We start from the raw sequence: 24,324 nt of genomic DNA on the forward strand, positions 1-24,324 counted from the left end.
GGGTTGGGGTTGGGGTTGGCGTCGGTGTTGGAGTAGGTGTGGTACCCCCACCACCATAGTTCATCAACGCACCACCTCCTGCATTCACACGCTGGCCGCTACGTTGCGCATAGCCGCCATACGGGCGACTATCTTCATAGAAAGTCCAACCACCAATGGTCTGGCCATTGACCGGGATTTCCTGGCCATTCTTCATCAACGAGAAGTGTACGTGATCACCAGACGCGCTACCGCCGCAAGGCAGCTGAACATTGATCGTTCCGATGTAGGTGCCTTTGTTGATTTGCGTGCCATCTGCAAAATTGGCGAGATTCACCATGTGGTAGTAAGTAGTGGTATAGCCGTTGTCGTGTACCAGCTTGACCAGCGCACTACCATTGCGGATACAGCTTTTATAAATGCGGCCGGCTCGTGGTGCGAGCACGCGGCCGTTGCCACCATTGAAATCGATCGAGTTATATGGCCGGCTGCTGCCACTGTTACCATGCGGGCCACCACCCATGTACCAGGCAACGCCTTCCTGCCACGGCAGCGACAAGCCAGTATCGACAAGCAATTCCTGCTTGTTCTGCTGAGCAGCAAAACTTTGCTTTTCTGCGTCGTCCATCAGGCTGGTCGGCACTTTATCGAGCATATCGAGAAACTCCTCGGTACCTTCGATGGCCAATTTCCAGTTTTCCCCTGACTTACGTGCAATAAAGAATTTCGACTTGGGTGACTGGTGAGTACGGGCATTCATGACTGCAGTCACAGAACCCAGCATCCAGTTACCTGACGGGTCTTTCTTGTTGACCTCAACCACGGTCTCACCGGTGGTGGACTCTGCCATCGCCCATTTGTTCATGCTGCCTGCAAAAGCGGTGTTGGCCGCCGTGGTAAGTTGCGAGTCAGTAATCACGCGAGATTCGGCATGCACGACCACTGGCGCAAAGATGCCCGCAAGCAATGTTGCAACGATTGTTAGTTTTTGTGAATTGCTGATCATATTTCCCCCTTTTTTGATCTGGCGCGATGGATCTACCACAACAAACCGGCGGGCCAAATGACAACACAATTGTGCCGTCAGCCACTGCAGACAAGTCGTCAATGCCAATATCATATAGCCATTACACGATATGTCAAACGCATTTTGCTTATTTGGTAAATACGAACGAATTCACATGTATACAGAAAAGGTTAATGACCGGTGGACAGTAATAAGAAATGGAATTAAAAACAGCCAGATGAGGCTGACCAACAATCGGTCAGCCCCTCGTTGCCGAATATCAATCCAGCATCAGACTGGTACCATAATTGACTAGCGAACCACCGGGATTGACACGCTGCCCATTGCGCAGCGCATAACCACGATAGGCTTGGCTACCTTCATAGAATGTCCAGCCCCCGATCGTCTGATTGTTGACTGACAAGGGAGCGTTGTTACGCAACAGGGAGAAATGCACATGCGGCCCAGAGGCAAAACCACCGCAAGGCAGTTGTATATTGATGGTCCCCAAGTAAGTACCCTTGCTGATCTGCGTACCATCCGAGTAATTGGCCAGATTGACCATGTGGTAATAGGTAGTGGACAACCCGTTATCATGGACCAACTTGATCAATGCGCTACCACCACGTACGCAGCTACGGTAGAACTTGCCCGCACGTGGTGCCAGCACGCGTCCATCGCGTCCATTAAAATCAATCGAGTTGAATGGCCTGCTGTTTCCGCTATTGCCATGGGGCCCGCCCCCCATATACCACGCCACACCTTCTCGCCATGGCAGGGCAAGGCCGGTTGGCACCATGGCCTCTAAGTCATTGGGCTGGCGGGTGAAATTTTGCTTTTCCTGACTATCTAGCAAGTCCGGCGGTGCCGCTGTGGCCAGCTCCCGGAAGCGAAGGCTACCTTCCATCCCAACCAGCCACACACCATCTACCCGGTGTGCCAGGAAGAACACGGCGTTCGGGGCCTCATGCGCAGTACTTTTCAACACGGGGGTCACTGAGCCCAACATCCAGTTACCGCTGGCATCGGTCTTGTTCACCTCCACCATGGTTTCGCCAGTAGTGGATTCACGCTGTGCCCATGTTGCAGCGCCCGCCGCATACAAATCCCTGGCGGTCTGCGATAGTGATGCATCCATCACTTCACGCGATTCAGCATGACTGGCCGCTGGCAGCAAGCCGGTCCCCAGTAACAGGCAAACAGCAGAAATACGGAGTGTACGAATCAACATAAAAACTCCTTTCCATCTCAAACTGTCAAACGCAGCCGATTACGCTGCGCACACCAGGCAACAGTCAGAATAAATGTAACCACCTGACTGAAAACCATTTTTCAGCTTAGAATTCATAAAAAATATGTCAAAAGCATTCAACTTTCGCCATGTACCACATAGTGCACTGGCAAGGCTTACAGGCTGAAAAATCATGCGTATTCATATAATTAAGCAAGTGAATACGTATTCAATAACCAATCCATTGAATTTTTGCCAAGTCATGCCCATTCGGCATAATCTGTTGGCATTTCGAGCAATCTACTTACCGATCGATCCGGTTCGATTGGCCGATGTCCACGCTTCGTATCGGTATTGATTCAGCGGTGGATAACGATTAGCCGGTTATTCGCGAAACACATATTGATCAACCAACCCAAGGCAAGATGATGAAAAAACAAGTGTGCACAATCCTGGCCGGTATCAGTTTGAACGCATTGGCAGCTGAACCCGTGCTGTTGGAAACGCCTGTGACCTATCACCCGAACGCAGGTGTGGTGCAAAAGGTAAAAGAAGAGTGCAAGATCGAGGACCAACTTGCCCAGCATGTGGGCAAAGCGCTGGCCAAATTGAACAAGCTGGAAGGCGGCACCATCGATGTCTCTGCCGATAAATCCGGCAAGCAACTATTGCGCTTGCAGATCACCCATGTGTTGGGTGTAGGTGGTGGCGCCTGGTCTGGCCCCAAAGCCGTGACCGTTCAGGCAGAACTGCTGGAAAACGGCAAGGTAAAACGCGAAGCCAAAATCAACCGTTGGTCCACAGGTGGCTTCTTTGCCGGGTTGAAGGGTACCTGCTCAATCATTGAACGTTGCTCAGTCGCGTTGGCCAAGGATTTGAGCCGCTGGGTCAGCGATCCCAACTATACGATCAAGGAAGATGCGCCGCCAAAAGACACTCCGAAGTCTGACGAAGTCGCACCGGCCGAATCAACCAATGCCAGCTAAGCTGGTGCTGGTTTAGAGGTGAAATGGGCCATGCCGATCAAGCGTTCACATGGCCTCAATTCTGTCACCTGCCGGGTAACAACTGGATCGGGGGGCCATACAGCCGGTCGATATGTTGTTGCTTGAACGGCATGGTTTGATACTTGCCCTGCAACCACCAATGAATCCCGTCGTCGTAGTGTACGCTGCCAGGGTTTGATGACTGTCCGGACAGATTGACGAATTGCATCGGCTCATCCAAACCAAAATCCACCACCATCCGCATGGCCGGTACCATCCAGGTTTCGAAATGCTCACCCGCCGGATATGCGGCCACATTCAAGGTGGAATGATCCCCACCTGCCGGATATGGACCCCGATCCAGATAATCCCTGGCAAACGATAACGCCATCCGTTCCAGCCAACCCAAATGGGGCGCCAGCTTGGTGGCTTCAGTTTGCCAGGAATAGGTATGCAATTTGCCCCACGACCAGTTGGCTGGATCGTTACCTTGCCGCTGCTTCATCGACTCAACCGCATGCGCCAATGCGCGCGCGATGATGTCAGGCTTGGTTTCCGTCGGCGGTGTAAGAATATCGTCCCAGAAAGGGCTATCCTCGCGGCCATGTAAATGGTCATCCACCGCACCGTAATTGGCGTCGTTCACCCGGACAAAGGCATGCCAAGCTTCACTGCCAACCTCCAGTTCGTCTCCGAAGGTATCGCGTGCCAAGTGATAAATGAACATGCCATAGAGCGCAGCATCCGCCGACTCCGGCGCCATGCTGCCATCAAAAGCTATCAACTTTGTTTTGGCCCATTGCACAGCTTGCTGCTGCTCTGGCGACAAACGAGTGGCAGCACCAGTCAGATCATGTTTCCCCAGCCATGCTGCCAATTCCTTAGCCAACAAGGATGTGCGATCCAGTTGCATGGCTTGGCTGGCTGCAGTGGTATGTTGAGCGTCGTTCTTCAACAGCTCCATTGCACGCCCCACTCGCTCCGGGTAATACCAGCTGGAGGTCAGATGATGCGGATAACTGGCATCCACCGTCCGGTTGTTTGCTGTCGTTAAAAACCCCGCAGCGGGGTTGAACGATGCTGGTAGCTGATCGGGTGACACATAACCTTGCCAATCGTATTCACCATTCCATCCAGGAGATGGCAATTGACCACGGCCCTTACTGCGTACCGGATAACGCCCGGTCACCTGCCAACCGATATTGGCACGATCGCCATAAGCCACATTCAGCTCGATAGCCCGTACTTGGCGTAGCACTGCTCTGGCTTCCTCCGCATTGTTGGCACGGTTGATTGCCAAGAAGGCATCCAACGTCGCATCAGGTTCAAACGCCGATGTCTGCAGTGCCAAACCATAGCCAGTACGTACCTGCCGGGCCAACAAATCACTTTTGGGTACGTGATACAAAGCCGCGTTCAACAACGCACCATGCCGGGTTTCGTATATGGTTTCCTTGACGGTTTTACCACCTTTCAGCATAAAGGTTTCTTCACGTGCCACACATGGCAACCATTGGCCTTGGTACAAGTAATGCAATTTGCCATCGACGGCTTTCAGCTGCTCCAGAAAGATATCCTGGTTGTCGGCCATGACCATGGTCATACCCCATGCAACCTTGCCATTGAAGCCCGCGACAATGCCCGGCAAGCCGGCAACAGCCACACCCGCCACATCCAGCCCTGGAGCCTTCGCGTGGATGTAATGCCAGGTGGCCGGCTGACTCAGCAACAAATGCGTATCGTTGGCGACAATACTGGCGCCCAATTTAGTACGTGATGGCCCCACCGCCCAGTTATTGGATGCAGCCAGATTATGACCCGTCACCTGATCCAGCGATGCCAATGTACCCAGCAGTTGCTTCACCGCTGGCTGTACGGCATTCAAGTCCAAACCCGCCAGTTTGCGGGCCTCATCCAGTGGAATCGGTTCGTCGGGGTAAACCGGTGTCAGCCATGCGGCCTTTTCCACGCCCACTTGCTGGGCCATACGCAAGAAGCTGACTTCTTCCTGCAGGTTTTGCGCCAATCCGAAATTGATCAGCGCCATGACGGCCATGGAATCCTTTGGCTGCCATGGTTCCGGGTTCGTGCTGGATAACTGCATGTCTGCTGGCAATGGGCGGCTGGCACGCCAGGCATTCACACCCGCCGCGTAACGAGTCAGCAGTTGACGGGTTTCCGGTGAGGTCCCGTCCCATAAGATCTGCGCGGATCGGCGCAGATTCAGCGTGCGCATGTAACGGTCAATATCCAATGCCGGCTCGCCAACCATTTCCGCCAGCCTGCCCTGCGCAATCATCTTGAAGCCGACCATCTGCGAATAACGATCCTCCGCTGCGACATACCCCATGGCATAGGCCAGATCATTCATAGACTGCGCCTCAATCAATGGAATCCCCAATTCGTCGCGACGCACGCTGACCGGTTGTGCCAACCCCAAAAGACGCATCTCTGCAGGATGTGGTGGCTCGGCAAAATGACTTTCCAGAAAACTGGTACAAGCAGTCAATCCGCTACACATCAGCCCAACGGCGATCGCCACAGTTCGCAAGCGTACCGGCAAGGAATACGACAACATGGTGAAACTCCCTTCTATGGATGGTTTTCTGGTTCTTGTTGCTTCACACCACGTCCAGTTTATCCGGACCAGTCGGCTATCGCGTGTTGTTTGATCTCTACCTTGCCGCTTTCTGGGTGGGGAAAAGGTAAGCAGCGCATTTTACGAAGATGGCGGGATTTATGTGCCGTAATGCGTGCGCTTTGAGCCGCGCATCGTATAATGACCCGTTTAGTATCGACTTTTTGCACCGCACAAAATGGAACTAGCCAAGAGCTTCGAACCCGCCGCTATTGAGTCCCGCTGGTACCCGTACTGGGAATCGCAAGGATATTTCAAACCGAAAATGGATCCGGCTGCACCGGCCTTTTGCATTCAGTTGCCGCCACCCAATGTGACCGGCACCCTGCACATGGGCCACGCTTACAACCAGACCATCATGGACAGCCTGACCCGCTATTACCGCATGCGTGGCTATAACGCGCTGTGGATGCCAGGTACCGACCATGCCGGTATTGCCACCCAAATCGTGGTGGAGCGCCAACTGGCTGCACAGAAGGTATCGCGCCATGATCTGGGCCGCGAAGCCTTCATCGGCAAGGTCTGGGAATGGAAGGACATCTCAGGCGGTACCATCACCAACCAGATGCGCCGCATGGGCTGTTCGGTGGATTGGGACCAGGAATACTTCACCATGGACGACAAGATGTCCAAGGCAGTGACCGAAGTATTCGTGCGTTTATACGAACAAGGCCTGATCTATCGTGGCAAGCGGCTGGTGAACTGGGACCCGGTGCTGGGTACTGCAGTATCCGATCTGGAAGTGATCAGCGAGGAAGAAGACGGCCACCTGTGGCACATCCACTATCCGCTGGCTGATGGCTCAGGCCAGCTGACCGTAGCAACAACCCGCCCAGAAACCATGCTGGGTGACGTGGCAGTAATGGTTCATCCGGAAGATGAGCGTTATGCACACCTGATTGGCAAGACCGTCAAATTGCCGTTGTGTGACCGCGAAATCCCGGTGATTGCAGACAGCTATGTGGACAAGGAATTCGGCACTGGTGTGGTCAAAGTGACCCCAGCGCACGATTTCAACGACTATCAAGTCGGACAGCGCCATGGTCTGCCACAGATCAACATCTTTACGTTGGAAGCCAAGGTCAACGAAAACGCGCCGGCCAAATATGTCGGCATGGATCGCTTTGCTGCGCGTAAGGCGGTTGTAGCCGATCTAGAAACAGCAGGTGTACTGGAATCCGTCAAACCGCACAAATTGATGGTCCCGCGTGGTGACCGTACTGGTTCGGTGATCGAACCCATGCTGACCGATCAATGGTTCGTTGGCATGACCCAACCCGGCCCGGATGGCAAGACCATCACCGACAAGGCCAAACGTGCGGTTGATTCTGGCGATGTGAAATTCATCCCGGAAAACTGGGTGAACACCTACAACCAGTGGATGAACAACATTCAGGACTGGTGTATTTCGCGCCAACTGTGGTGGGGCCATCAAATCCCTGCCTGGTATGATGCCGAAGGCAATGTGTACGTTGGTCGCACCGAAGCGGAAGCCCAAGCCAAAGCACCGGGCAAGACGTTATCCCGTGACCCGGATGTACTGGACACTTGGTTCAGCTCAGCCTTGGTGCCGTTCTCATCGCTGGGTTGGCCTGACAATACCGACGCGCTGAAGACGTTTGTTCCGTCATCGGTGCTGGTAACTGGCTACGAAATCATCTTCTTCTGGGTGGCGCGCATGATCATGATGACCACCCACTTCCTCGACACCGTGCCGTTCAAGGATGTGTACATCCACGGTATCGTGCGCGATCACGAAGGCAAGAAGATGTCGAAGTCGGAAGGCAACGTGATCGACCCGGTTGACCTGATCGACGGCATCGCGCTGGAACCGCTGGTTGAAAAACGTACCACCGGCCTGCGTCGCCCCGAAAAGGCACCACAGATTGCCAATGCCACCCGCAAGCTGTTCCCAGATGGCATCCCAGCATATGGCACGGATGCACTGCGCTTTACCATGGCCAGCTTCGCCACCTTGGGTCGCAACGTCAACTTCGACTTCAAACGCTGCGAAGGCTACCGCAACTTCTGTAACAAGCTGTGGAATGCCACTCGTTTCGTGCTGATGAATCTGGAAGGTAAAGACTGTGGCCTGGATGAAAGCCTGCCGCTGGAATTCAGCTTTGCCGACAAGTGGATCATCAGCCGTCTGCAGCAGACCGAGCAGACCGTCAACCAGGCGTTCGAAACCTATCGCCTGGATTTGGCTGCACAAGCCATTTACGAGTTTGCCTGGGATCAGTACTGCGACTGGTATGTGGAAATGGCCAAGGTACAGTTGCAAGGTGGCAATGAAGCCCAGCAACGCGCCACCCGTCGTACATTAGCGCGCGTACTGGAAACCACTTTGCGCCTGGCTCACCCGATCATCCCGTTCATTACCGAAGAACTGTGGCAGATCGTCGCGCCCATGGCTGGCAGAAAAGAGTGCGATTCGCTGATGATGGCTACCTTCCCGCAGCCGGATCTGAGCAAGATCGACGAAGCCGCGCTGGCCGAAATGAGCCGCCTGCAGGAAATACTGCACGGTGCACGTAACCTGCGCGGCGAAATGGGCCTGAGCCCGGCGCAGAAAGTGCCGCTGTTCATCGAAGACCCAGCTGGCGAACTGGCGCATTTTGCGCCGTATATCCAGTTGCTGGCCAAGCTATCAGAAGTCAATCTGGTCAACAGTTTGCCAACAGACGACGCACCCGTAGCCGTTGTTGGCGGCCTGCGGTTGATGCTGAAGGTGGAGATCGACAAGGCAGCGGAAACCGCCCGCCTGAACAAGGAAATGGCGAAAGCCCAAGCCGAGTTGGACAAGGTCAATACCAAATTGGAGAAGCCCGGTTACACCGACAAGGCACCGGCCCATCTGGTTGAGAAAGACCGCGCCCAAGTTGCCGAATTGAGCGAGAAACTGACCCGCTTCAAAGAACAACTGGCTAAACTGGCCTGATCTATTTCTCTGGCCAAAACGACGCCCATCCCCGACCGGATGGGCGTTTTTCATACTGGCACCAACACCTAACCCAAGAGCGCGATGAAATCATGTCAACAGAACCGAGCCGCCAATTGATGTAAATCAATCAATTCACAAATAGCCAATCACCCGGTGACGCAATAGTTTGGCAATCGGCTCCGCCCCGCCATCCCAATCAAGCATTTTCCACCAAAATATCAACCATATTTGGCATTTAACTCTAAAAATTAGATCATTTAGAACAACAACACATCCATCAATCCGTATTGATTAGCATGAAATTTCGATGGTAGCGTTGCGTGTCCAACCTATACAGGGCAGACCCATGTTACTCGCCGAGTCGCTGCTCAATGCGCTCCACGCCTATGGTGCCCGGGAAATCTTCGGCATCCCTGGCGACTTTGCCTTACCCTTTTTCAAGGTCATTGAAGAGTCGGGCCGTTTACCGCTCTATACCCTCAGCCACGAGCCTGCGGTCGGTTTTGCTGCCGACGCAGCAGCCCGCTACCGTGGCGGGCTGGGTGTGGCGGCCGTCACTTACGGTGCTGGCGCCCTCAATCTGGTCAATCCTGTCGCCGGTGCTTATGCGGAAAAATCACCGCTGGTCGTCATATCAGGGGCCCCTGGTGCGCAGGAACGACGAGCAGGCCTTGGATTGCACCATCAGGCCAAGACATTTGATTCACAACGCCTGATTTTCAGCGAAATCACCTGCGCCCATACCTGCCTGAATCAGGCCGCCTCGGCGCCAGCCGAAATTGCCCGTGTCCTGCGTCAATGTCTGGATGAATCCCGTCCCGTCTATATCGAACTGCCGCGTGACATGGTGCGCGTCCCTTGTGGGCCTGTCCCACTGCTGCCCAGTCGCCCGGCAGACGAGGATGCCCTGGCAGCCTGCGCCGATGACGTGCTGGCTCATCTGCGCCGCGCCAAACAACCCGTCATGATGGTAGGTGTCGAAATCCGCCGTTTCGGCCTGGAACAACTGGTTGCAACACTGGCCAGCAGACTGGGAATTCCGGTGGTCACATCTTTCATGGGGCGTGGTCTGCTGGCAGAAACTGACGCACCCTTGTCGGGTACCTATTTAGGCGTGGCCGGTATCGCCGACGTCACCGCACTGGTGGAAAAATCCGACGGTTTGTTGATGCTGGGCGTGATCCTGTCGGATACCAACTTTGGCGTATCGGCCAGCCGCATTGATTTCCGGCGCTGTATCAATGCCGCAGACCGACAGGTGTCACTTGGCTTCCATCACTATGCAGACATCCCGCTGGAAAGCCTGATCCGTGCTTTGCTCGATCGATTGCCGAGTACAGCCATTCAGGCCGCCAGTCGCACACAGATCATGCACTACCCCACACAGATGCCACATGATCAACAATCGATCACCCCACATGACATCGCCACCGCCATCAACGACTTGATGGACCACCACGGCGACCTGCCCATTGCCTGTGACATTGGTGATTGCCTGTTTACCGCTCTGGATATCAAACATACCGCACTGGTGGCACCCGGATATTACGCATCAATGGGATTTGGAGTCCCTGCTGCCCTCGGCATTGCTGCGACATCGGGCAAACGCCCGCTTGTGCTGGTTGGGGACGGCGCCTTTCAGATGACCGGATGGGAATTGGGTAACTGCCGCAAAGCCAGCTGGGCTCCCATCGTCATCGTACTGAACAACCAGAGCTGGGAAATGCTGCGCACCTTTCAACCGGAATCGCATTTCAACGATCTGGATGACTGGCATTTTGCCGATATTGCAGCATCGCTTGGCGGCATTGGCATCCGGGTCGATACCCGGCAGGCACTTCATACCGCATTGGAGCGGGCCATGGCTGAGCCACACGCCTTCCATCTGATTGAGGTCATGCTGCCACGTGGCACACTGTCACCGACACTGTCGCGCTTTGTCGCCGGGGTCAAACGATTGTCGAGCGTGGTTGCCTGACTGAAATCACATCACCCCAGCCTTGAGCCATCATTCCCCGAGCGATAGATGGCAAACCATCCTCCCGGCACCCTGCTGATTCTGCCAAGCTTCAAGGAGTACTTATCCAGTATGATGAATCGCTAGGCACTTTCAACCAAACCCAACGCCCCTTTGGCCAATGCGCAACCATCTACTTATGAAACGAAATCACTTGCTGTTTGCAGCCTACCTGCTGATGCCTCTGTACAACCAGGCAGTCAATGCCACCCCCTTACCTGCTGGCGAATATGCCACCGAACGTGGCTGGGGAACGCTCAGTATCAAGTCGGTACAAAACGGCAAACAGGCATTTTCCATTGATGTTGCTGGTACCAATGGCCATAGCTGTGGGCTGGATGGCCAGATCATCAATGGCATAGCCAAACTCACCCAAGATTATAGCCCTGGAGAAATCTGCGTGGTCAGTTTTGATGGCAAAGCCGGTCAGATTGATGTTGGCATCAAAGCCGGCGACGAATATTGCCGTTACTACTGTGGTGCACGCGCCTATTTTGAAGGCAGTTATTTCAAGCAGCCGAGTACATGCCAGCAATCCAACCAGCGGCGTACCAAGGATGCGTTCTTGGCTCAATACCGCAAGAAGGATTACCAACAAGCCTATGACACGCTGTCACCGCTGCTGGCGCAATGCAGCAAATTCATGCACTGGTATGACGAAGGCCGGGTGATCAATGATATTGCCATCACCCAATACAAGCTGAAGGACTATGCCGGTTGCGTGAAAACCTTGCAGCCACTGGCCGAAGATGCCGCACTGACCGATGAACAGATTCGAGAAAAGCTGCCGCCGGTTGATGCGGAAACCTGGCTGCCGGTGGTCAAAGCCACACGGACAAATTTAAGTCTGTGCAAGGCGGCGGCCAAATAACCAGCCAATCGTTGCCTCACTCGGCCGCCAGACGCCTGGCAACCACCTTGGCACGAATGCCCGCTGCCATATCGCCCTGACGGGCCGCTTGTGTGAACCAGAACAGGGCCTGACTATCATCTTTCTGAATGCCATCGCCCTGTTCATATAATGTGCCAATGATGTACTGCGATGCCATATCGCCGCCTTCAGCCGCTTTCAAATACCACTTGGCAGCCAGGGCCATATCCTTTTGGGCGCCACGCCCCAGAAAATACTGGGTTGCCAAATTCTGCTGAGCACCAACATGACCCTGCTGAGCTGCCAACCCGAACCATCGAGTAGCTTCAGCCAGTGATTTGGCGACCAATTCGCCATGTTCATAAAGTAACCCCATGGCGAACTGGGCCTGTGCCAAGCCGCCATCCGCAGCCCGATTCAACCATTGCAGGCCTGCCTTTGGGTCTACCGATACACCTTCGCCACGTAACAGCATCATGGCGTAGTTGAACTGGGCCAGCTTTTCCCCTTGCCGGGCACGGCGTTCGTAGTCCTTGGCTGCCACCACATAATTCCCGTCCTGATAACCTTGCCAGGCACGATCAGCTGCCACGACAGGAGCAACCACACAGGCACTCGCGACCAAATAGACAATTTGCATCAGATGAAACATAGACACCCCTTTCATTACAACAGGCTGCCTGAATTGGTCGTTTGGGATGACCAATGTATTACTACAACGTGTCCGACAATTTTTCCAGCGGGTGATTAGGACAAAATGACCAAGCACAAGACCAAGGTCATCATCCTTAACTCGGTAAGGTGACGACGCGGCTGTAATGTAGCATGCGCCCCTTATAGGCTTCGCCATCGGCCTGAACGCAATCCAGTCGCGTTTCTGTCAAATCATAACCCAATGAAGCCATCTGCCTGGAGAAAGCAGTGCGGTTACCACGGTTGGGATCGACGATCATCACATCCATGCTGGATTCGGCATGGCGTTCAATAAATCCGGCAAGTAACTGCGGGTGGTCACGCTCATACAACACGTCACTACCAATAATCAGGTCAAACATGCCCAGAGATGCATCGTGTACTCCCCAATCGCCTTGTTGATAATTCATTGGTGGCAGCTGATTCAGCAGCAAATTCTGGCGTAGGAACTCGCCCACCAGCGGGTGATAATCGGATGCCGTCACATCCACCAACTTACGATGTACAACCAAACTGGCCAGCCCCAAGCCACAGCCGATTTCCAAGACCCGTTTGCCGACCAGATTCAGTTTGGCAACGGCAGCTGCGAGCCGCAACGAAGAAGGCCAGACCTGACCAAACAATGACCATGTGGCTGCCGAGATCCCAGCAGCTTCTGCAATACCCTCAGGGTCAGAAAATTGCTGGCGATCCAGTAATGAACGGATATAAAGATCATCGTCGCCCTCTATGGCAACGGTTTCGTACTTGACTTGATAGCCAGGCATTGTGAACTCTTTTCATGGCAACAGCGTAGTGCAGGAGAAATGTTCAGTCGAACAGGCACAACGCTTCGCGATTGAAGAGCAATGCAGGCCGAGTGGGCCACTTCGCGGGCAAACCGCCTAAACAAGTGGGCGACTCAAAAAACTCAGGTATCAGGCAAAACAAGGCGAGTATGGAAAAGACTGCTTCAGCCCTACCGAATCGGCAAGGAAGTATTTTCATTCACAACATGATATTGCGTGAAAGACAAAGGCTTTCGAGGGAACCAGATAAAGGGAAGGACTCGTCACCCTACCATCTTTCATGGTGGACCATTGCCATTTCAGACAGGAGGTCGCCAAGCCGAGTTACTCGAATCTGATCAAACAGCCGCAGAAAGCCTCAAACCCGCACAACTGACAGACCAGCCGTGCGGTATGGTGCCACCTGTTCTTCTGGAATGTCCCGCACCGTAATGATTGCATCTACTTCGCTTAAGGGCACGATAGTATATGGTGACGCAGTATCCAGCTTTTCGGGCGAAGCCAGCACCACCGTTTCAGCACTGGCTTCGCAGATCATCCGCTTGATGTGTGCTTCTTCCAGATCACCGGTACTGATACCTGCCTGAATATGCAGACTGCATGCCCCCATGAAATAGATATCTGCCCGGATACGGCGGATCGCCTCAGCGGCGGCGGCACCGACTGCCACCATCGAGTGTTTGAACAATTGCCCGCCGATCATCACCACATCGATGTGCGGATGTTGCCCCAATTCCACGGCAATAGCCGGGCTGTGGGTGACAACGGTGGCATGCAGATCGCGTGGTAGGCTACGCGCCAACTGGGTGGTGGTCGTGCCGCCATCGACAAAAATCACCTGCCCTGGCTGTACCATGCGCGCTGCTGCCTCGCCAATATGGCGCTTAGCCTCGATGGAAATACCCTGCCGAGCCGCCAAGGTACCCATCGCAGGTGAAGCAGGTAGCGCACCACCATGAACCCGCTGACACAACCCCTCTTGCGCAAGGGTCCGTAAATCCCGGCGAATGGTATCTTCCGACACGCCCAGTTGGTCGCTTATCACCCTGGCAATCACCTGTCCCTCACGCTGCAAGACATCCAGCAGGTGCTTTCTGCGCTGACTGGTCAGCATGTTTCCCCCTTAATTACGCTTGCGACTATTTTCTTGACATTGCACGTTTATGCACGATATTGTCATGCTCATGAAGTGAGAAAAGGCGTGGATAGTAACGATGGTTACTGATACTAGACAATCAGAATTTGCCATCAGATCGCATACATCCTTATTTAATGCACTTCTTATGCATCTATTAACGCTATTTCCCACATTGCACCAACCACTGGCAAACCAGCCAAGACGGAACAGTGCAACATCTGCTTATGCATGATTATTCACGTACATGCACGAAAATGTCAAATCATATGCATGTTAGCAAGCAGTAACCGACGCCTAGCGACATGATTGTGCTGCTGCTTACCGCAACAGCCCGGCAATTTGGAGGAAATGCCTACACAGGACTCCGTCAACACGTCGTTTCATGGTCTGGCTTTCATGACCGCACCACGGGACGTCAACCGTGCCTGACATGGAGCAACATGAGTGCGGCCCACAGCGGGAGTCAGTCTGGCCACCGTAAACGAGTATGCCGCCCAGAACGCTCCAGACGAGTGCAGTCGATCTATTCAAGAGCCGGCAGCACATGAGACGGACCATTCATGTTGGATAGCGTCGCGGAGGAAATACGATGTCGGTTATCAGAGTCGGAATAATCGGAATTGGTGCGCAAACGCGGGAAAACCTGCTGCCCTCGCTATTGCAGATTCCGGATATCCATATTGTGGCAGCATGCGATAGCGAACTGGAACGGGCACGCCTGTTACGCAGTTACGTCAAGGATGCCGGCAACTACGCCGACGTGGGCGAGATGCTGGATAACGAGCAGCTGGATGCCTTGGTGATGGCCTGCCCACCGCAGGCACATCGCGACATTGCCATGCAGGCGATGCTGCGCGGTTTACATGTATTCGTGGAAAAACCGCCCTGTTTCACTCTGGTGGAGCTGGAAGAATTGGCAGATATGGCTGAACAACAAGGGCTGGTAACAGCAGTGGGACTGAATTTCCGCTTTGCGCGGCCAATTCAGCACATCCGTTCGGTCACTGCCAGTCACGCCTTCGGCCGTACGATGCACGTGCAGATCAATCACTATGCCAACAAGCCGCGCACACCGTTGTGGGGTATGCAATCCACACTACGGTCTTTCCTGCTGGCCCAGGCGATCCACTCCATTGATCTGGCTACCGTCTTTGGCAGCGGTGAAATCGTGGATCTGTACTCATCGGTACAACGGGATACCGAATCATTGTTGGCCCGTATTGATATCGCATTTGCCAGCGGGGTGTCGGCATCGATCCTGACGGGCACCATGTTCCCTTATTTCGAGTTCGACATGAAGGTGATCAGTGATCGTTCCACCATGATCTCGCTGGATAACCTCTGGAACATCACACTGCACGAACTGGAACACGCCACCCGTACCGCGGGTAGCGACAAGCGCTGGCGAGGTGCCTGGCAGCCCAGCCCACTGGATTCAGGTTATGTCCGTAGCGGCTATCTGGGTGAATTGTCCGGCTTTTTCGATGCGATTCGGCATCAGCAGGCATTCGAAGGCGATTTCGCCAGTCTACTCCCTACCTTTCACATCATTGAGCACATGTGCCGCGAAGAAAGACCAACGCCGGATTTGCAGGCACCAGTATTTGGCAATAGACCGATCAACCAACGGGTGACCACCAATGCTCAATTCAGCTAAGTTCCCAAACCGGACGATTTCAGACAAGTACCGACCCCGCTATTCGGATGATCTGGAAACCCTGGCCAGTGCACTGGAACACAGCCTGTCCGGTACCAGCGAGACAGTGGAATCTTATGAGATGGCATTGGCTCGTTACTTCTTCGCCAAGGAAGCCATCGCAGTCTCATCCGGCGCGGCTGCATTGAGCGTGGCACTGGGTGCCTTGGGGGTAAAAGCAGGTGACGAGGTGCTGCTGACACCGACCTGCCCGCTATGCACCGTCTATCCGGTGCTGGCGGCAGGCGCAGTACCCATTTTCGTGGACACCCAAAAGAATCACTTCACGGCAGAACTCAAATCACTCGACCGCGCGCTCAGTAAACGCACCCGCGCCATTATCGACATCCCGATGTGGGGATATCCAACACCAGTCGATCACCTGCAGTCCTTTGCACGCAACTGCAGCATTCCGCTGATTCTGGATCTGGCCCATGCGCACGGTACGCAATTACATGGCAAATCGTTATCGGCCTATGCAGACCTGGCCTGCTTCAGCACACATGAGCGTAAGCCACTGGCGACGGGTGAAGGAGGCTTCATCCTGACGGACGATCAAACACTGGCTCAGCGCTGCCGGTTGTATAGCCGTTTCGGCAACTTGAATGGACGCGATTTCGGTCTGAACTACAAGCTTGGCGCACTCCCTGCTGCATTGGGTCAGTCCAGGCTGAAGCATCTCGACAGTCAGCTGGGTATCCGTCGCCATAACGCAGAACGGCTCATGGAACAGCTGGCCCATCCGCAAATACATGAGTTGCCGATCATAGATGGCGGCGAGCCAAATTACTACTTCCTGAATCTGAAACTGGCTTTCGAGGATAACCAGCGCTTCATCGACTACCTCGACCAACATGGCATTCCGTCGGACATCAAACGCTATGGCTGCCGTTGCCTGTATGAATTTCCGGCCCTGGCAGCCTATCGACGTGAATGTCTGAATGGTGCCGAACTACTCGCCAGCATCACCACCATCCCGGTCCACCCCGGGTTGAGCGATGCCGATATGGACTATATCGCCCATGTCATCAATCTGTATCAGGAGGCCTAGTTTGATGTCCATGCATCCTTACTTGCCCAAGCATCTGACGGCATCTGGTTTTGTATTGCACCCGGACCGCCGCATTTTGCTGGTTCACCATCGCAAGCTCGGTGTCTGGCTGTATCCGGGTGGGCATGTGGAGCTCCACGAAACGCCTGATCAGGCAGTGGTGAGAGAAGTGCTGGAGGAAACCGGCATCCGTACCCGTATTCTGGGCTGGCGGGACGTTGCGCTGGGTGACGCAGTGACTGATGTACACGTATTGCACACGCCATACCGGGTGTTATGCGAATACATTAATGACCCAGCTGACCCACATTACCACCTTGATCTGATCTACTTGTGCGCCGCACTTGATGAAGACTGCATCATCAATGCAGAGGTACATGCCGCCGATTTCTTCGATGAGCATGGCGCGCTGGAGCTGCATCTGTTTCCCAGCTTCCGCACGCTGTTGCATCGAGTATTCCAGGATGAAGCTGCCTGGGCGCTGCTCAACCAGATGGAGGTGACGGCATGAATAGCCTCAGCCCCGAGCGCAAACGAATGATGGATTACTTGCCAGTCCACACCATTGACGACACCAGCAATCATCGCCACAGCGATGACCTGTCGATGTTGGCCTATGCGTTGGACACCGGGCTGACTGGGACCTCGCCGGTAGTAGATCGTTACGAAGAGCACCTGAAACTGCAATACAACACGGCGTATGCACTTGCCGTATCCTCAGGCGCAGCCGCGGTTGGCGTCGCGTTGAAAGCACTGGACTGGAAGCCGGGCGATGAGGTCATCGTGGCGCCCAGTAGCCCAATCTGCACCATTTTCCCATTGCTAATGCACGGATTGCGCCCGATATTTTGCGATGTCACGCCAAACAGCTTTGGGTTGGCGCCTGAGGAAGTCGTAGCGGCATTGACACCACGCACCAAGGCGATTATCGAGGTGCCGATGTGGGGCTATCCCACCCGAACTGACCGGCTACAGGTACTGGCGGCCAGCCATGGCCTGCCGTTGATTCTGGATCTGGCGCATTCGCACATGGTGAAACTCAATGGGCATTGGCTGGCCCAGTACGGCGATATTGCCTGCTTCAGCACCCACGAAGGCAAGTTGATGTCCACCGGCGAAGGTGGCTTCGTACTCAGTCATCGCGCCGAGCATGATGCACGGATGCGGGCTTACACCCGTTTCGGCAATCTGGATGGCCAGACCTTTGGCGTCAACTTCAAGTTGAATGGCTTGCATGCCGCAGTGGGTATCGCCCGTCTGGAAGCACTGGAACGGCAAGTAACGATTCGCCAGCGCAATCGCAATGCGATCTTGTCCCGACTGCATAACCCGCATGTCCGCGAATTGCCGATTCCTTGCTGCGGCACCGTCAGCGGCTATGCGCTATTGCTGCAGACCATCGCCAGCGATGGCAGGCAGTTTGTGGAGCATCTGGTCAGTCATGGTATTCCGTCCGATATCCACAAATACGACAACCAGCCACTATACAACTATCCCGTGCTGGCTGATTACCGACGCGACTGCCCGCATGTGGCGGCGCTATTGCGATCACTGACCACCATCCCACTGCACCCGGACCTGAGCCCGGAAGACCTGGCCCATATCGTGAAGGTCATCAACGCTTATGAACCCTGATCTGCAGGCTTTCCCGCAAAAACAATCCCATGCTGTCGTGATTGGCGGCAGCATTGTTGGTTGCATGGCCGCAAAGGTACTGGCCCGCGATTTCGATCGGGTAACAGTGATCGAAAAAGGGGATTTCGACGATGAAGTGCGTGACCGTCGCGGCGTACCGCAGGAAAAGCACGTACACCTGTTGCTACTGCGCGGCAAGCAGATTTTGGAAGAAATCTTTCCCGGCATCACGACCGAGCTGGAACAGGCCGGTGCGCTGTCGGTGGATCTAGGCCATGGCGTGAAGTGTTTCCAGTATGGGCAATGGCGTCAACGCTTCCCCAGTGGCGTCAGCGCACACTACTGCAGCCGGCGATTGATCGACAATCTGATTCGCCGCCGCCTTCGTCGCAATGCCCGGATCGAGGTGCAATCCGACAGCCGCGTGGTCGGTTTGCATTTTCATCCGCATGATGGGCAATTGGCCATTTCTGGTGTCAAGATCGAATCAGCAGGCCAGTCGCTCAACCTGCCGGCCAATCTGGTGATTGATGCCAGTGGCCGCGGTTCACGCATGGCCGAATGGTTGGCTGCAGCCGGTTTGGGTGAGGTGCCCAAAACACTGGTGGAGACACGCCTTGGTTACACCTCGCGCATTTACCGACAACTACCGGCTGTGGCAGATCAATGGAAAGTGCTGTTGGTGCTGCCCAAACCACCCAACGAACGGCGTATGGGTGTGATCAGCCCAATTGAACATGGTCGGTGGCTGGTCACAACTGGTGGCTGGTTTGGCGAATACCCGAAGCCGAACGAAGCGGATTTCCTTGCCTTCCTGAAATCGCTACCGGCCACCGATATCTATAACGTGATCCGTAATGCTGAGCCTTTGTCCGAGGTCTCCAGCTTTGCCGTACCTGGCAGCCTGTGGCGCCACTATGAACAAATGCCGCACTGGCCAGATGGCCTGTTGGTAATGGGGGATGCGCTATGTTGTCTGAACCCGCTATACAGCCAGGGCATGACCATTTGTGCGCTGGAGGCCAAAGCATTGCGCGTATCGATCAGTGACTGGCTGGCCGGCAGAATCCAGGCCGTCGACATTCAACGTCATTTCGCCGATGCGGTGAACCCGGCTTGGGGCATGGCCACCTCAGAGGACCTACGTTTCCCGGAAACGGTGGGTGATCGCGACCTGGGCCTGAAGTGGCGACATTGGTATGGCGCACGCTTTGTCGAACTGTCTGCCACGCATCGGCTGGCACTGCAAACACAGATTGGCATCACCAATCTGGTGGTGCCAGCCCGGCAACTATACCGCCCCGAGATCGTCGGGCGGATTGCCTATGGCTTGCTGAAACCACGCGCGCTCACCCGGAGTAGCCCACCATGAACCTTTCCCGACATTGGCCTACCATTCGCCATGTAGTACTGGACTGGAACGGCACCCTGCTGGATGACCTTGATCTCGCGGTCGCATCGGTCAACCATGTTTGTCGCCGCCATGGGCTGCCCGTGGTGGATCGAGACCGTTATCGCGCACATTTTCGATTTCCGATCGAAGCGTTCTATCGGTTGTTGGGTTTTGATTTTGCCAGCACACCCTTCAGTGAAGTGGTACGCGATTATCTGCACCAATTTGATGCCGCTGTAGCCGACTGCCCCCTGCAACAAGATGCTCATACCTTCCTGTCGCTCACCCAGCACAGTGGCCGCGGGCTGTCGGTGTTATCTGCCTCGTTTCATGCCACATTGATCGATACCTTGCAGTCCAAGGGACTGCTCAGCTATTTCGAGCATGTTTACGGCCTGGGACATGAGCAAGCCACCAGCAAGCTGGCCGAAGCTCAAGTGTTGCAATCGCACCTGAATTTACCACCCACGCAGGTGCTGTATGTCGGTGACACGACCCATGATGCCGAAATCGCCGAAGCCATGGGTTGGCATGCGGCGTTGCTGAGCATCGGCCATCAGGACGAAGCCAGGCTGACAACCAGCCAGGCCCCATGCTACCCCGGCTTCGAAAATTTGATAGCTGATCTGGCATGGCCGATGCCTGTCGGGTCTTCCCGCCTTGTCACGGAGGTAATCCCATGAACATCGCGATCAATGTACACCTGTCATTGGCCTGTTATCTGTTGCTGGCTGACTTGCTGATGCGGTTGGTGGTCTATGGCTATTACGATGATGAAGCGCGTTTGCTGCGCATTCTCAAACTGAGACCACGCCAGCCCGATTACCACGAAACCTATTACAAGCGCTGGGACAACTGGCTGGCCCCGTTGCCGTTTGTCTGGACATGGCTCGACATCCTGATCGGGGTATTGCTGGCGGTATGGTTGGACCACCTACTGGCTTGGATTGCATTGACGTTCTGGGTGGGTGGCCGCTTCCGCGCATTGCAGGAATTCGGCCATAACGCTGTGCATTTTGCGCTCTGCCGACACCATGGGTGGCAATGGTGGTTGTCGGACTTTTTCTACCAGTTCCCCGTGTTCAAACGCGATATGGTCAGCCGCCATATCACCCATACGCGGGAGCATCATCGGTTCCCCAATCACGACACCAAAGACCCCAATCTGGCCAGGGTACGTGATGGCGGCATGGCATTCCCGATGACGCGTAGCCAGTTCCTGCTGCGGTTGTTCTACCCGCTTTCACTGGCGGGCATTCGCAACAATCTGCAGACCATGGCCCGCAACAGCTTGCTCAACCATAACTGGCAGACTGTGATGTATCGACTGATCAGTCTTGGGTTGACCGGTACTGTGTTGTATTGGGCCGGTGGCTGGCTGGGACTGGTCTTCGGCTGGTGGCTGCCGCTACTGACCACCTATGCGGTATTTGCCTGGGTATCGTTACTGACAGAACACCGCTGGTATGCCAGTGGCAATCCGGATAACCGGCTGGATATCGAATATCTGGCCGGGCGACCAACCGATTACCCTGGCCTGACAGGTTGGTTGGTGCGGGTATTCATCAGCCCGACATCGGATGCCTATCACCTGGCGCATTCGCTCTACCCGGGTGTACGTTGGAATTACCTGCCTGCCATCGATGTCGTACTGAAGATCGAAGAGCCGCGCTATACCCGCCATGCCAGCCAGGGCCTGCTGTGGTCGCGGGATGGTATTCCATCTGCCTTGTCGGAATTGTCCGAGCGCCTGAGCCTGCAGCCCGATTATCCAACGCTGTTACCCACCCGGAGCGAACATTGATGGACAATCCCACCACCCATCGTATCGGCATCATCGGCGGCAGCGGCCTGCAACACCTGCTGGCGCTGAAGCATATCGAACGTGTTTCCATCGACACCCCGTTCGGCCATCCATCAGACGCCGTACTGCTCGGCGATCTGGCTGGGGTGCCGGTGGCCTTTCTGCAGCGTCATGGGCCGGGACACCGGATCCCACCCAGCCTGATCAACGTACGCGCCAACATTGCCGCACTACGGCATCTGGGCTGCACCCAGCTGCTATCGCTGAGCGCGGTGGGCAGCCTGCAGCCACATTGCCCCCCTGGTAGTTTCGTGCTGGTCGACCAATTCATCGATCGTACCTTTCTGCGCGAGAAAACCTTTTTCGGTCACGGGCTGGTTGGCCATGTGCCCTTTGCCGACCCGGTCTGCAGCCGCATGCGGCATGACTTGGTCACTGCCTGCCACAGTCTGCGTCTACCCACGGTGGATGGCGGTACCTATGTAGTGATGGAAGGACCGCAATTTTCTACCCGTGCCGAATCCAATCTGTACCGGCAATGGGGAGGCACAGTCATCGGCATGACGGCCATGCCAGAAGCCAAGCTCGCCCGTGAAGCCGAGATGTGCTACGGACTGGTTGCCATGCCAACCGACTTTGATTGCTGGCACACCGAACATGAGGCCGTGACAGCAGGCCTGGTCAGCCAGCGCATGACACGTATTGCCGAGCAGGCCAACCAGCTGGTGGAAATGGTCTGCCAGCGGCTGATCCACCATCGGCACGATTGTCCGGCAGGCTGCCAACATGCACTCGACACCGCCATCATGACTCATCCCCATGAACAGGACCCTGCCATACTTGCCCGGCTGGGCTTTGTCGTACCACGCCTGTTGAAGCAACTGGCTCACACCCCTGAAGGAGAATTCATCACATGATGCAGCAAGACACCCAGAACCGTGTTCGCATCCACAAAGTTGAAGTGCTGTCAGATGACTGGTATGTGCTGCGCAAAACCACTTATGACTACCAACGCAAGGATGGTTCATGGCAGACCATGAGCCGGGAAACCTACGACCGGGGCAATGGTGCCACCATCCTGCTCTTCAACAAGGCACGGCAAACCGTGGTGTTGACCCGGCAATTCCGCTTTCCGGCTTTCGTCAACGGCCATCACGGCATGCTGATCGAAACCTGCGCCGGGCTGCTGGATCAGGACGATGCGGAGACCTGCATCCGCCGGGAGACCGAAGAAGAAACCGGCTACAGCGTACGTAATGTCCGCAAGGTATTCGAGGCATTCATGAGCCCAGGCTCTGTCACCGAAATCCTCCATTTCTTCGTCGGTGAATTTGATGCGCCAGATCGTGTGGGCGATGGCGGTGGGGTGGAATCGGATGGTGAGGATATCGAGGTGCTGGAAGTCACACTGGACAGGGCACTACAGATGATCAATGAAGGCGAGATCATGGATGGAAAAACCATCATGTTGTTGCAGTACGCCAAATTGAATGGGCTGTTGTCATGACCACGCTACAGGAAGACATCATCGCCTACAGTGCGATGGAAGAATACGAGCTGGAGGAATACGCCGTCGGGATTGAAGCAACCTTCCCCACGCTACACCTGAAGATCGAGCGGATGTCCACCAGTGCACTGCTGGATCGTCTGCTGTCGGAAGGCCCGAATGGTCGATGGGATGTGTTGTTCGGCTGGGCCTTGACCACCATGATGGACCCACGCCTGCAATCCCTGTTCAGCCGCCTTACCTTACCTGGTCTGAACGCCTTGCCAGCACATGCTCGTGATCCAGCAGGTCGCTGGTTCTGCCCCTCAGCTTTCGTACCGGCATTTTGCCTGAACGATCAGCGATTGGCCGAACGTGGTCTACCTGCACCAACCAGTTGGGCCGATTTAGCCAAACCTTGTTACCGCAATGAACTGGTGATCCCCGACCCGCGCTTTTCCGGTGCCGGATTTCTGCACCTGACCGCCTTGTTACAAGCCAACGGGCCGGAACTGGCTTGGTCCATGTTGCGACGGGTGGCTGAAAACCGACCATGCATCGAGCGTTCCGCCTTTGCGCCTTGCCTGGCCATCGCCAATGGTGAGGCATCCATCGGGGTCACCGTCACCATCGCTGCCGAGCGGATGCGACGACTGGGTCTACCAGTACACATGGTCGTCCCGCATGATGCCGCCGGCACCGAGCCAGAGGGATTCGCACTGCATGAAGGTTCCAAACATCAGGCAGCGGGTCGCCAGATTCTGGGCTGGATGCTAACGCCAGATGCCCACACCATTTATCGCAAATACCGCAAAGTGGGCCTGATGCCACATAGCACACCCGTCAGCGGAGAATTGCCGGCCGGCATGTTCGGCATCAATGTGGGTCAGGCCATCAACGACCGTGCTGCTACCTGCGCACAATGGGTCCGACTGTTCAACCCGCCCCCGGCCTGACAGGAGCCCGTC

20 protein-coding genes are annotated in these 24,324 nt (G+C 55.1%); 14 read left to right on the forward strand and 6 right to left on the reverse strand.

The window, feature by feature from the left end; genetic code table 11:
- Both FFS57_RS20580 and FFS57_RS20585 read right to left on the reverse strand, forming a co-directional pair.
- The coding region (locus tag FFS57_RS20580; protein ID WP_171014108.1) for a M23 family metallopeptidase at nt 1-985 on the reverse strand (985 nt) is incomplete at its 3' end.
- A 280-nt stretch (nt 986-1,265) separates the two neighbouring features.
- Complete coding sequence (locus FFS57_RS20585; protein WP_137939710.1) at nt 1,266-2,216, reverse strand: M23 family metallopeptidase; 951 nt, start codon at nt 2,214-2,216, stop codon at nt 1,266-1,268.
- A gap of 440 nt (nt 2,217-2,656) precedes the next feature.
- On the opposite strand from FFS57_RS20585, the gene FFS57_RS20590 reads away from it, so the two are divergent.
- On the forward strand, nt 2,657-3,202 hold the full coding sequence (locus FFS57_RS20590) for a hypothetical protein (RefSeq protein WP_249384094.1): 546 nt from the start codon (nt 2,657-2,659) through the stop codon (nt 3,200-3,202).
- 64 nt (nt 3,203-3,266) lie between these two features.
- On the opposite strand, the gene FFS57_RS20595 is transcribed toward FFS57_RS20590, so the two are convergent.
- Nucleotides 3,267-5,780, reverse strand: a complete 2,514-nt coding sequence (locus FFS57_RS20595; protein WP_137939711.1) for a penicillin acylase family protein — start codon at nt 5,778-5,780, stop codon at nt 3,267-3,269.
- 238 nt (nt 5,781-6,018) lie between these two features.
- Between FFS57_RS20595 and FFS57_RS20600 the strand changes: the two genes are divergently transcribed.
- The 3 genes from FFS57_RS20600 (at nt 6,019) to FFS57_RS20610 (ending at nt 11,672) form a co-directional block, all read left to right on the forward strand.
- Nucleotides 6,019-8,781 (forward strand): valine--tRNA ligase, encoded by a 2,763-nt coding sequence (locus FFS57_RS20600; RefSeq protein WP_137939712.1) that lies wholly within the window; start codon nt 6,019-6,021, stop codon nt 8,779-8,781.
- A 349-nt stretch (nt 8,782-9,130) separates the two neighbouring features.
- Nucleotides 9,131-10,762, forward strand: coding sequence for an indolepyruvate/phenylpyruvate decarboxylase (ipdC, locus tag FFS57_RS20605; RefSeq protein ID WP_137939713.1), 1,632 nt, complete (start codon nt 9,131-9,133; stop codon nt 10,760-10,762).
- A 178-nt stretch (nt 10,763-10,940) separates the two neighbouring features.
- Nucleotides 10,941-11,672: a hypothetical protein gene (locus tag FFS57_RS20610; RefSeq protein ID WP_137939714.1), complete on the forward strand. Its 732-nt coding sequence runs from the start codon at nt 10,941-10,943 to the stop codon at nt 11,670-11,672.
- Between the two features lie 16 nt (nt 11,673-11,688).
- On the opposite strand, the gene FFS57_RS20615 is transcribed toward FFS57_RS20610, so the two are convergent.
- From FFS57_RS20615 to FFS57_RS20625, 3 genes are all read right to left on the reverse strand, one after another.
- Nucleotides 11,689-12,324: a tetratricopeptide repeat protein gene (locus FFS57_RS20615; RefSeq protein WP_171014109.1), complete on the reverse strand. Its 636-nt coding sequence runs from the start codon at nt 12,322-12,324 to the stop codon at nt 11,689-11,691.
- Nucleotides 12,325-12,460: 136 nt separating this feature from the next.
- Complete coding sequence (locus FFS57_RS20620) at nt 12,461-13,132, reverse strand: class I SAM-dependent methyltransferase (protein ID WP_137939716.1); 672 nt, start codon at nt 13,130-13,132, stop codon at nt 12,461-12,463.
- A 379-nt stretch (nt 13,133-13,511) separates the two neighbouring features.
- A complete protein-coding gene (locus FFS57_RS20625; RefSeq protein WP_137939717.1) occupies nt 13,512-14,267 on the reverse strand; it encodes a DeoR/GlpR family DNA-binding transcription regulator in 756 nt (251 codons plus the stop codon).
- A gap of 613 nt (nt 14,268-14,880) precedes the next feature.
- Here FFS57_RS20625 and FFS57_RS20630 point away from each other — a divergent pair.
- Genes FFS57_RS20630 through FFS57_RS20675 form a run of 10 tightly spaced genes read left to right on the forward strand, consistent with a single transcriptional unit; the run spans nt 14,881 to nt 24,312 of the window.
- Nucleotides 14,881-15,948: a Gfo/Idh/MocA family protein gene (locus tag FFS57_RS20630; RefSeq protein ID WP_137939718.1), complete on the forward strand. Its 1,068-nt coding sequence runs from the start codon at nt 14,881-14,883 to the stop codon at nt 15,946-15,948.
- Nucleotides 15,932-17,038 (forward strand): DegT/DnrJ/EryC1/StrS family aminotransferase, encoded by a 1,107-nt coding sequence (locus FFS57_RS20635; protein ID WP_137939719.1) that lies wholly within the window; start codon nt 15,932-15,934, stop codon nt 17,036-17,038. Before FFS57_RS20630 ends, FFS57_RS20635 begins: the two co-directional genes overlap by 17 nt.
- A 4-nt stretch (nt 17,039-17,042) precedes the next feature.
- Nucleotides 17,043-17,549 carry an NUDIX hydrolase gene (locus FFS57_RS20640; protein WP_283204920.1) on the forward strand — a complete coding sequence of 169 codons (507 nt, stop codon included), beginning with the start codon at nt 17,043-17,045 and terminating at the stop codon, nt 17,547-17,549.
- Nucleotides 17,546-18,673, forward strand: a complete 1,128-nt coding sequence (locus tag FFS57_RS20645) for a DegT/DnrJ/EryC1/StrS family aminotransferase (RefSeq protein ID WP_249384095.1) — start codon at nt 17,546-17,548, stop codon at nt 18,671-18,673. Before FFS57_RS20640 ends, FFS57_RS20645 begins: the two co-directional genes overlap by 4 nt.
- Complete coding sequence (locus tag FFS57_RS20650) at nt 18,663-20,045, forward strand: NAD(P)/FAD-dependent oxidoreductase (RefSeq protein ID WP_137939721.1); 1,383 nt, start codon at nt 18,663-18,665, stop codon at nt 20,043-20,045. The genes FFS57_RS20645 and FFS57_RS20650 overlap by 11 nt, the downstream gene beginning before the upstream one ends.
- The gene (locus FFS57_RS20655; protein WP_137939722.1) at nt 20,042-20,749 is read left to right on the forward strand and encodes an HAD family hydrolase; all 708 of its coding nucleotides are present in this window, start codon (nt 20,042-20,044) and stop codon (nt 20,747-20,749) included. Before FFS57_RS20650 ends, FFS57_RS20655 begins: the two co-directional genes overlap by 4 nt.
- Nucleotides 20,746-21,870, forward strand: a complete 1,125-nt coding sequence (locus tag FFS57_RS20660; RefSeq protein WP_137939723.1) for a fatty acid desaturase family protein — start codon at nt 20,746-20,748, stop codon at nt 21,868-21,870. Before FFS57_RS20655 ends, FFS57_RS20660 begins: the two co-directional genes overlap by 4 nt.
- Complete coding sequence (gene mtnP / locus FFS57_RS20665; protein WP_137939724.1) at nt 21,870-22,787, forward strand: S-methyl-5'-thioadenosine phosphorylase; 918 nt, start codon at nt 21,870-21,872, stop codon at nt 22,785-22,787. Before FFS57_RS20660 ends, mtnP begins: the two co-directional genes overlap by 1 nt.
- Entirely contained in the window at nt 22,784-23,377 is a 594-nt protein-coding gene (gene nudK / locus FFS57_RS20670; RefSeq protein ID WP_502705934.1) for a GDP-mannose pyrophosphatase NudK, read from the forward strand. The genes mtnP and nudK overlap by 4 nt, the downstream gene beginning before the upstream one ends.
- A complete protein-coding gene (locus FFS57_RS20675) occupies nt 23,374-24,312 on the forward strand; it encodes an ABC transporter substrate-binding protein (protein WP_137939725.1) in 939 nt (312 codons plus the stop codon). The genes nudK and FFS57_RS20675 overlap by 4 nt, the downstream gene beginning before the upstream one ends.
- Nucleotides 24,313-24,324 lie beyond the last annotated feature (12 nt).

This window comes from Chitinivorax sp. B (assembly GCF_005503445.1).
In the GTDB taxonomy this organism is placed as follows: Bacteria; Pseudomonadota; Gammaproteobacteria; order Burkholderiales; family SCOH01; genus Chitinivorax.

Excerpts from the sequence above, each read along its gene's own strand:
- FFS57_RS20620 (WP_137939716.1), bottom strand. The coding sequence starts at position 13,132 with ATGCCTGGCTATCAAGTCAAGTACGAAACCGTTGCCATAGAGGGCGAC.
- FFS57_RS20585 (WP_137939710.1), bottom strand. The coding sequence starts at position 2,216 with ATGTTGATTCGTACACTCCGTATTTCTGCTGTTTGCCTGTTACTGGGG.
- FFS57_RS20635 (WP_137939719.1), top strand. The coding sequence starts at position 15,932 with ATGCTCAATTCAGCTAAGTTCCCAAACCGGACGATTTCAGACAAGTAC.
- mtnP (WP_137939724.1), top strand. The coding sequence starts at position 21,870 with ATGGACAATCCCACCACCCATCGTATCGGCATCATCGGCGGCAGCGGC.
- FFS57_RS20595 (WP_137939711.1), bottom strand. The coding sequence starts at position 5,780 with ATGTTGTCGTATTCCTTGCCGGTACGCTTGCGAACTGTGGCGATCGCC.
- FFS57_RS20655 (WP_137939722.1), top strand. The coding sequence starts at position 20,042 with ATGAACCTTTCCCGACATTGGCCTACCATTCGCCATGTAGTACTGGAC.
- ipdC (WP_137939713.1), top strand. The coding sequence starts at position 9,131 with ATGTTACTCGCCGAGTCGCTGCTCAATGCGCTCCACGCCTATGGTGCC.
- FFS57_RS20610 (WP_137939714.1), top strand. The coding sequence starts at position 10,941 with ATGAAACGAAATCACTTGCTGTTTGCAGCCTACCTGCTGATGCCTCTG.
- FFS57_RS20645 (WP_249384095.1), top strand. The coding sequence starts at position 17,546 with ATGAATAGCCTCAGCCCCGAGCGCAAACGAATGATGGATTACTTGCCA.
- FFS57_RS20650 (WP_137939721.1), top strand. The coding sequence starts at position 18,663 with ATGAACCCTGATCTGCAGGCTTTCCCGCAAAAACAATCCCATGCTGTC.
- FFS57_RS20630 (WP_137939718.1), top strand. The coding sequence starts at position 14,881 with ATGTCGGTTATCAGAGTCGGAATAATCGGAATTGGTGCGCAAACGCGG.
- FFS57_RS20640 (WP_283204920.1), top strand. The coding sequence starts at position 17,043 with ATGTCCATGCATCCTTACTTGCCCAAGCATCTGACGGCATCTGGTTTT.
- nudK (WP_502705934.1), top strand. The coding sequence starts at position 22,784 with ATGATGCAGCAAGACACCCAGAACCGTGTTCGCATCCACAAAGTTGAA.
- FFS57_RS20660 (WP_137939723.1), top strand. The coding sequence starts at position 20,746 with ATGAACATCGCGATCAATGTACACCTGTCATTGGCCTGTTATCTGTTG.
- FFS57_RS20675 (WP_137939725.1), top strand. The coding sequence starts at position 23,374 with ATGACCACGCTACAGGAAGACATCATCGCCTACAGTGCGATGGAAGAA.
- FFS57_RS20615 (WP_171014109.1), bottom strand. The coding sequence starts at position 12,324 with ATGTTTCATCTGATGCAAATTGTCTATTTGGTCGCGAGTGCCTGTGTG.
- FFS57_RS20600 (WP_137939712.1), top strand. The coding sequence starts at position 6,019 with ATGGAACTAGCCAAGAGCTTCGAACCCGCCGCTATTGAGTCCCGCTGG.
- FFS57_RS20625 (WP_137939717.1), bottom strand. The coding sequence starts at position 14,267 with ATGCTGACCAGTCAGCGCAGAAAGCACCTGCTGGATGTCTTGCAGCGT.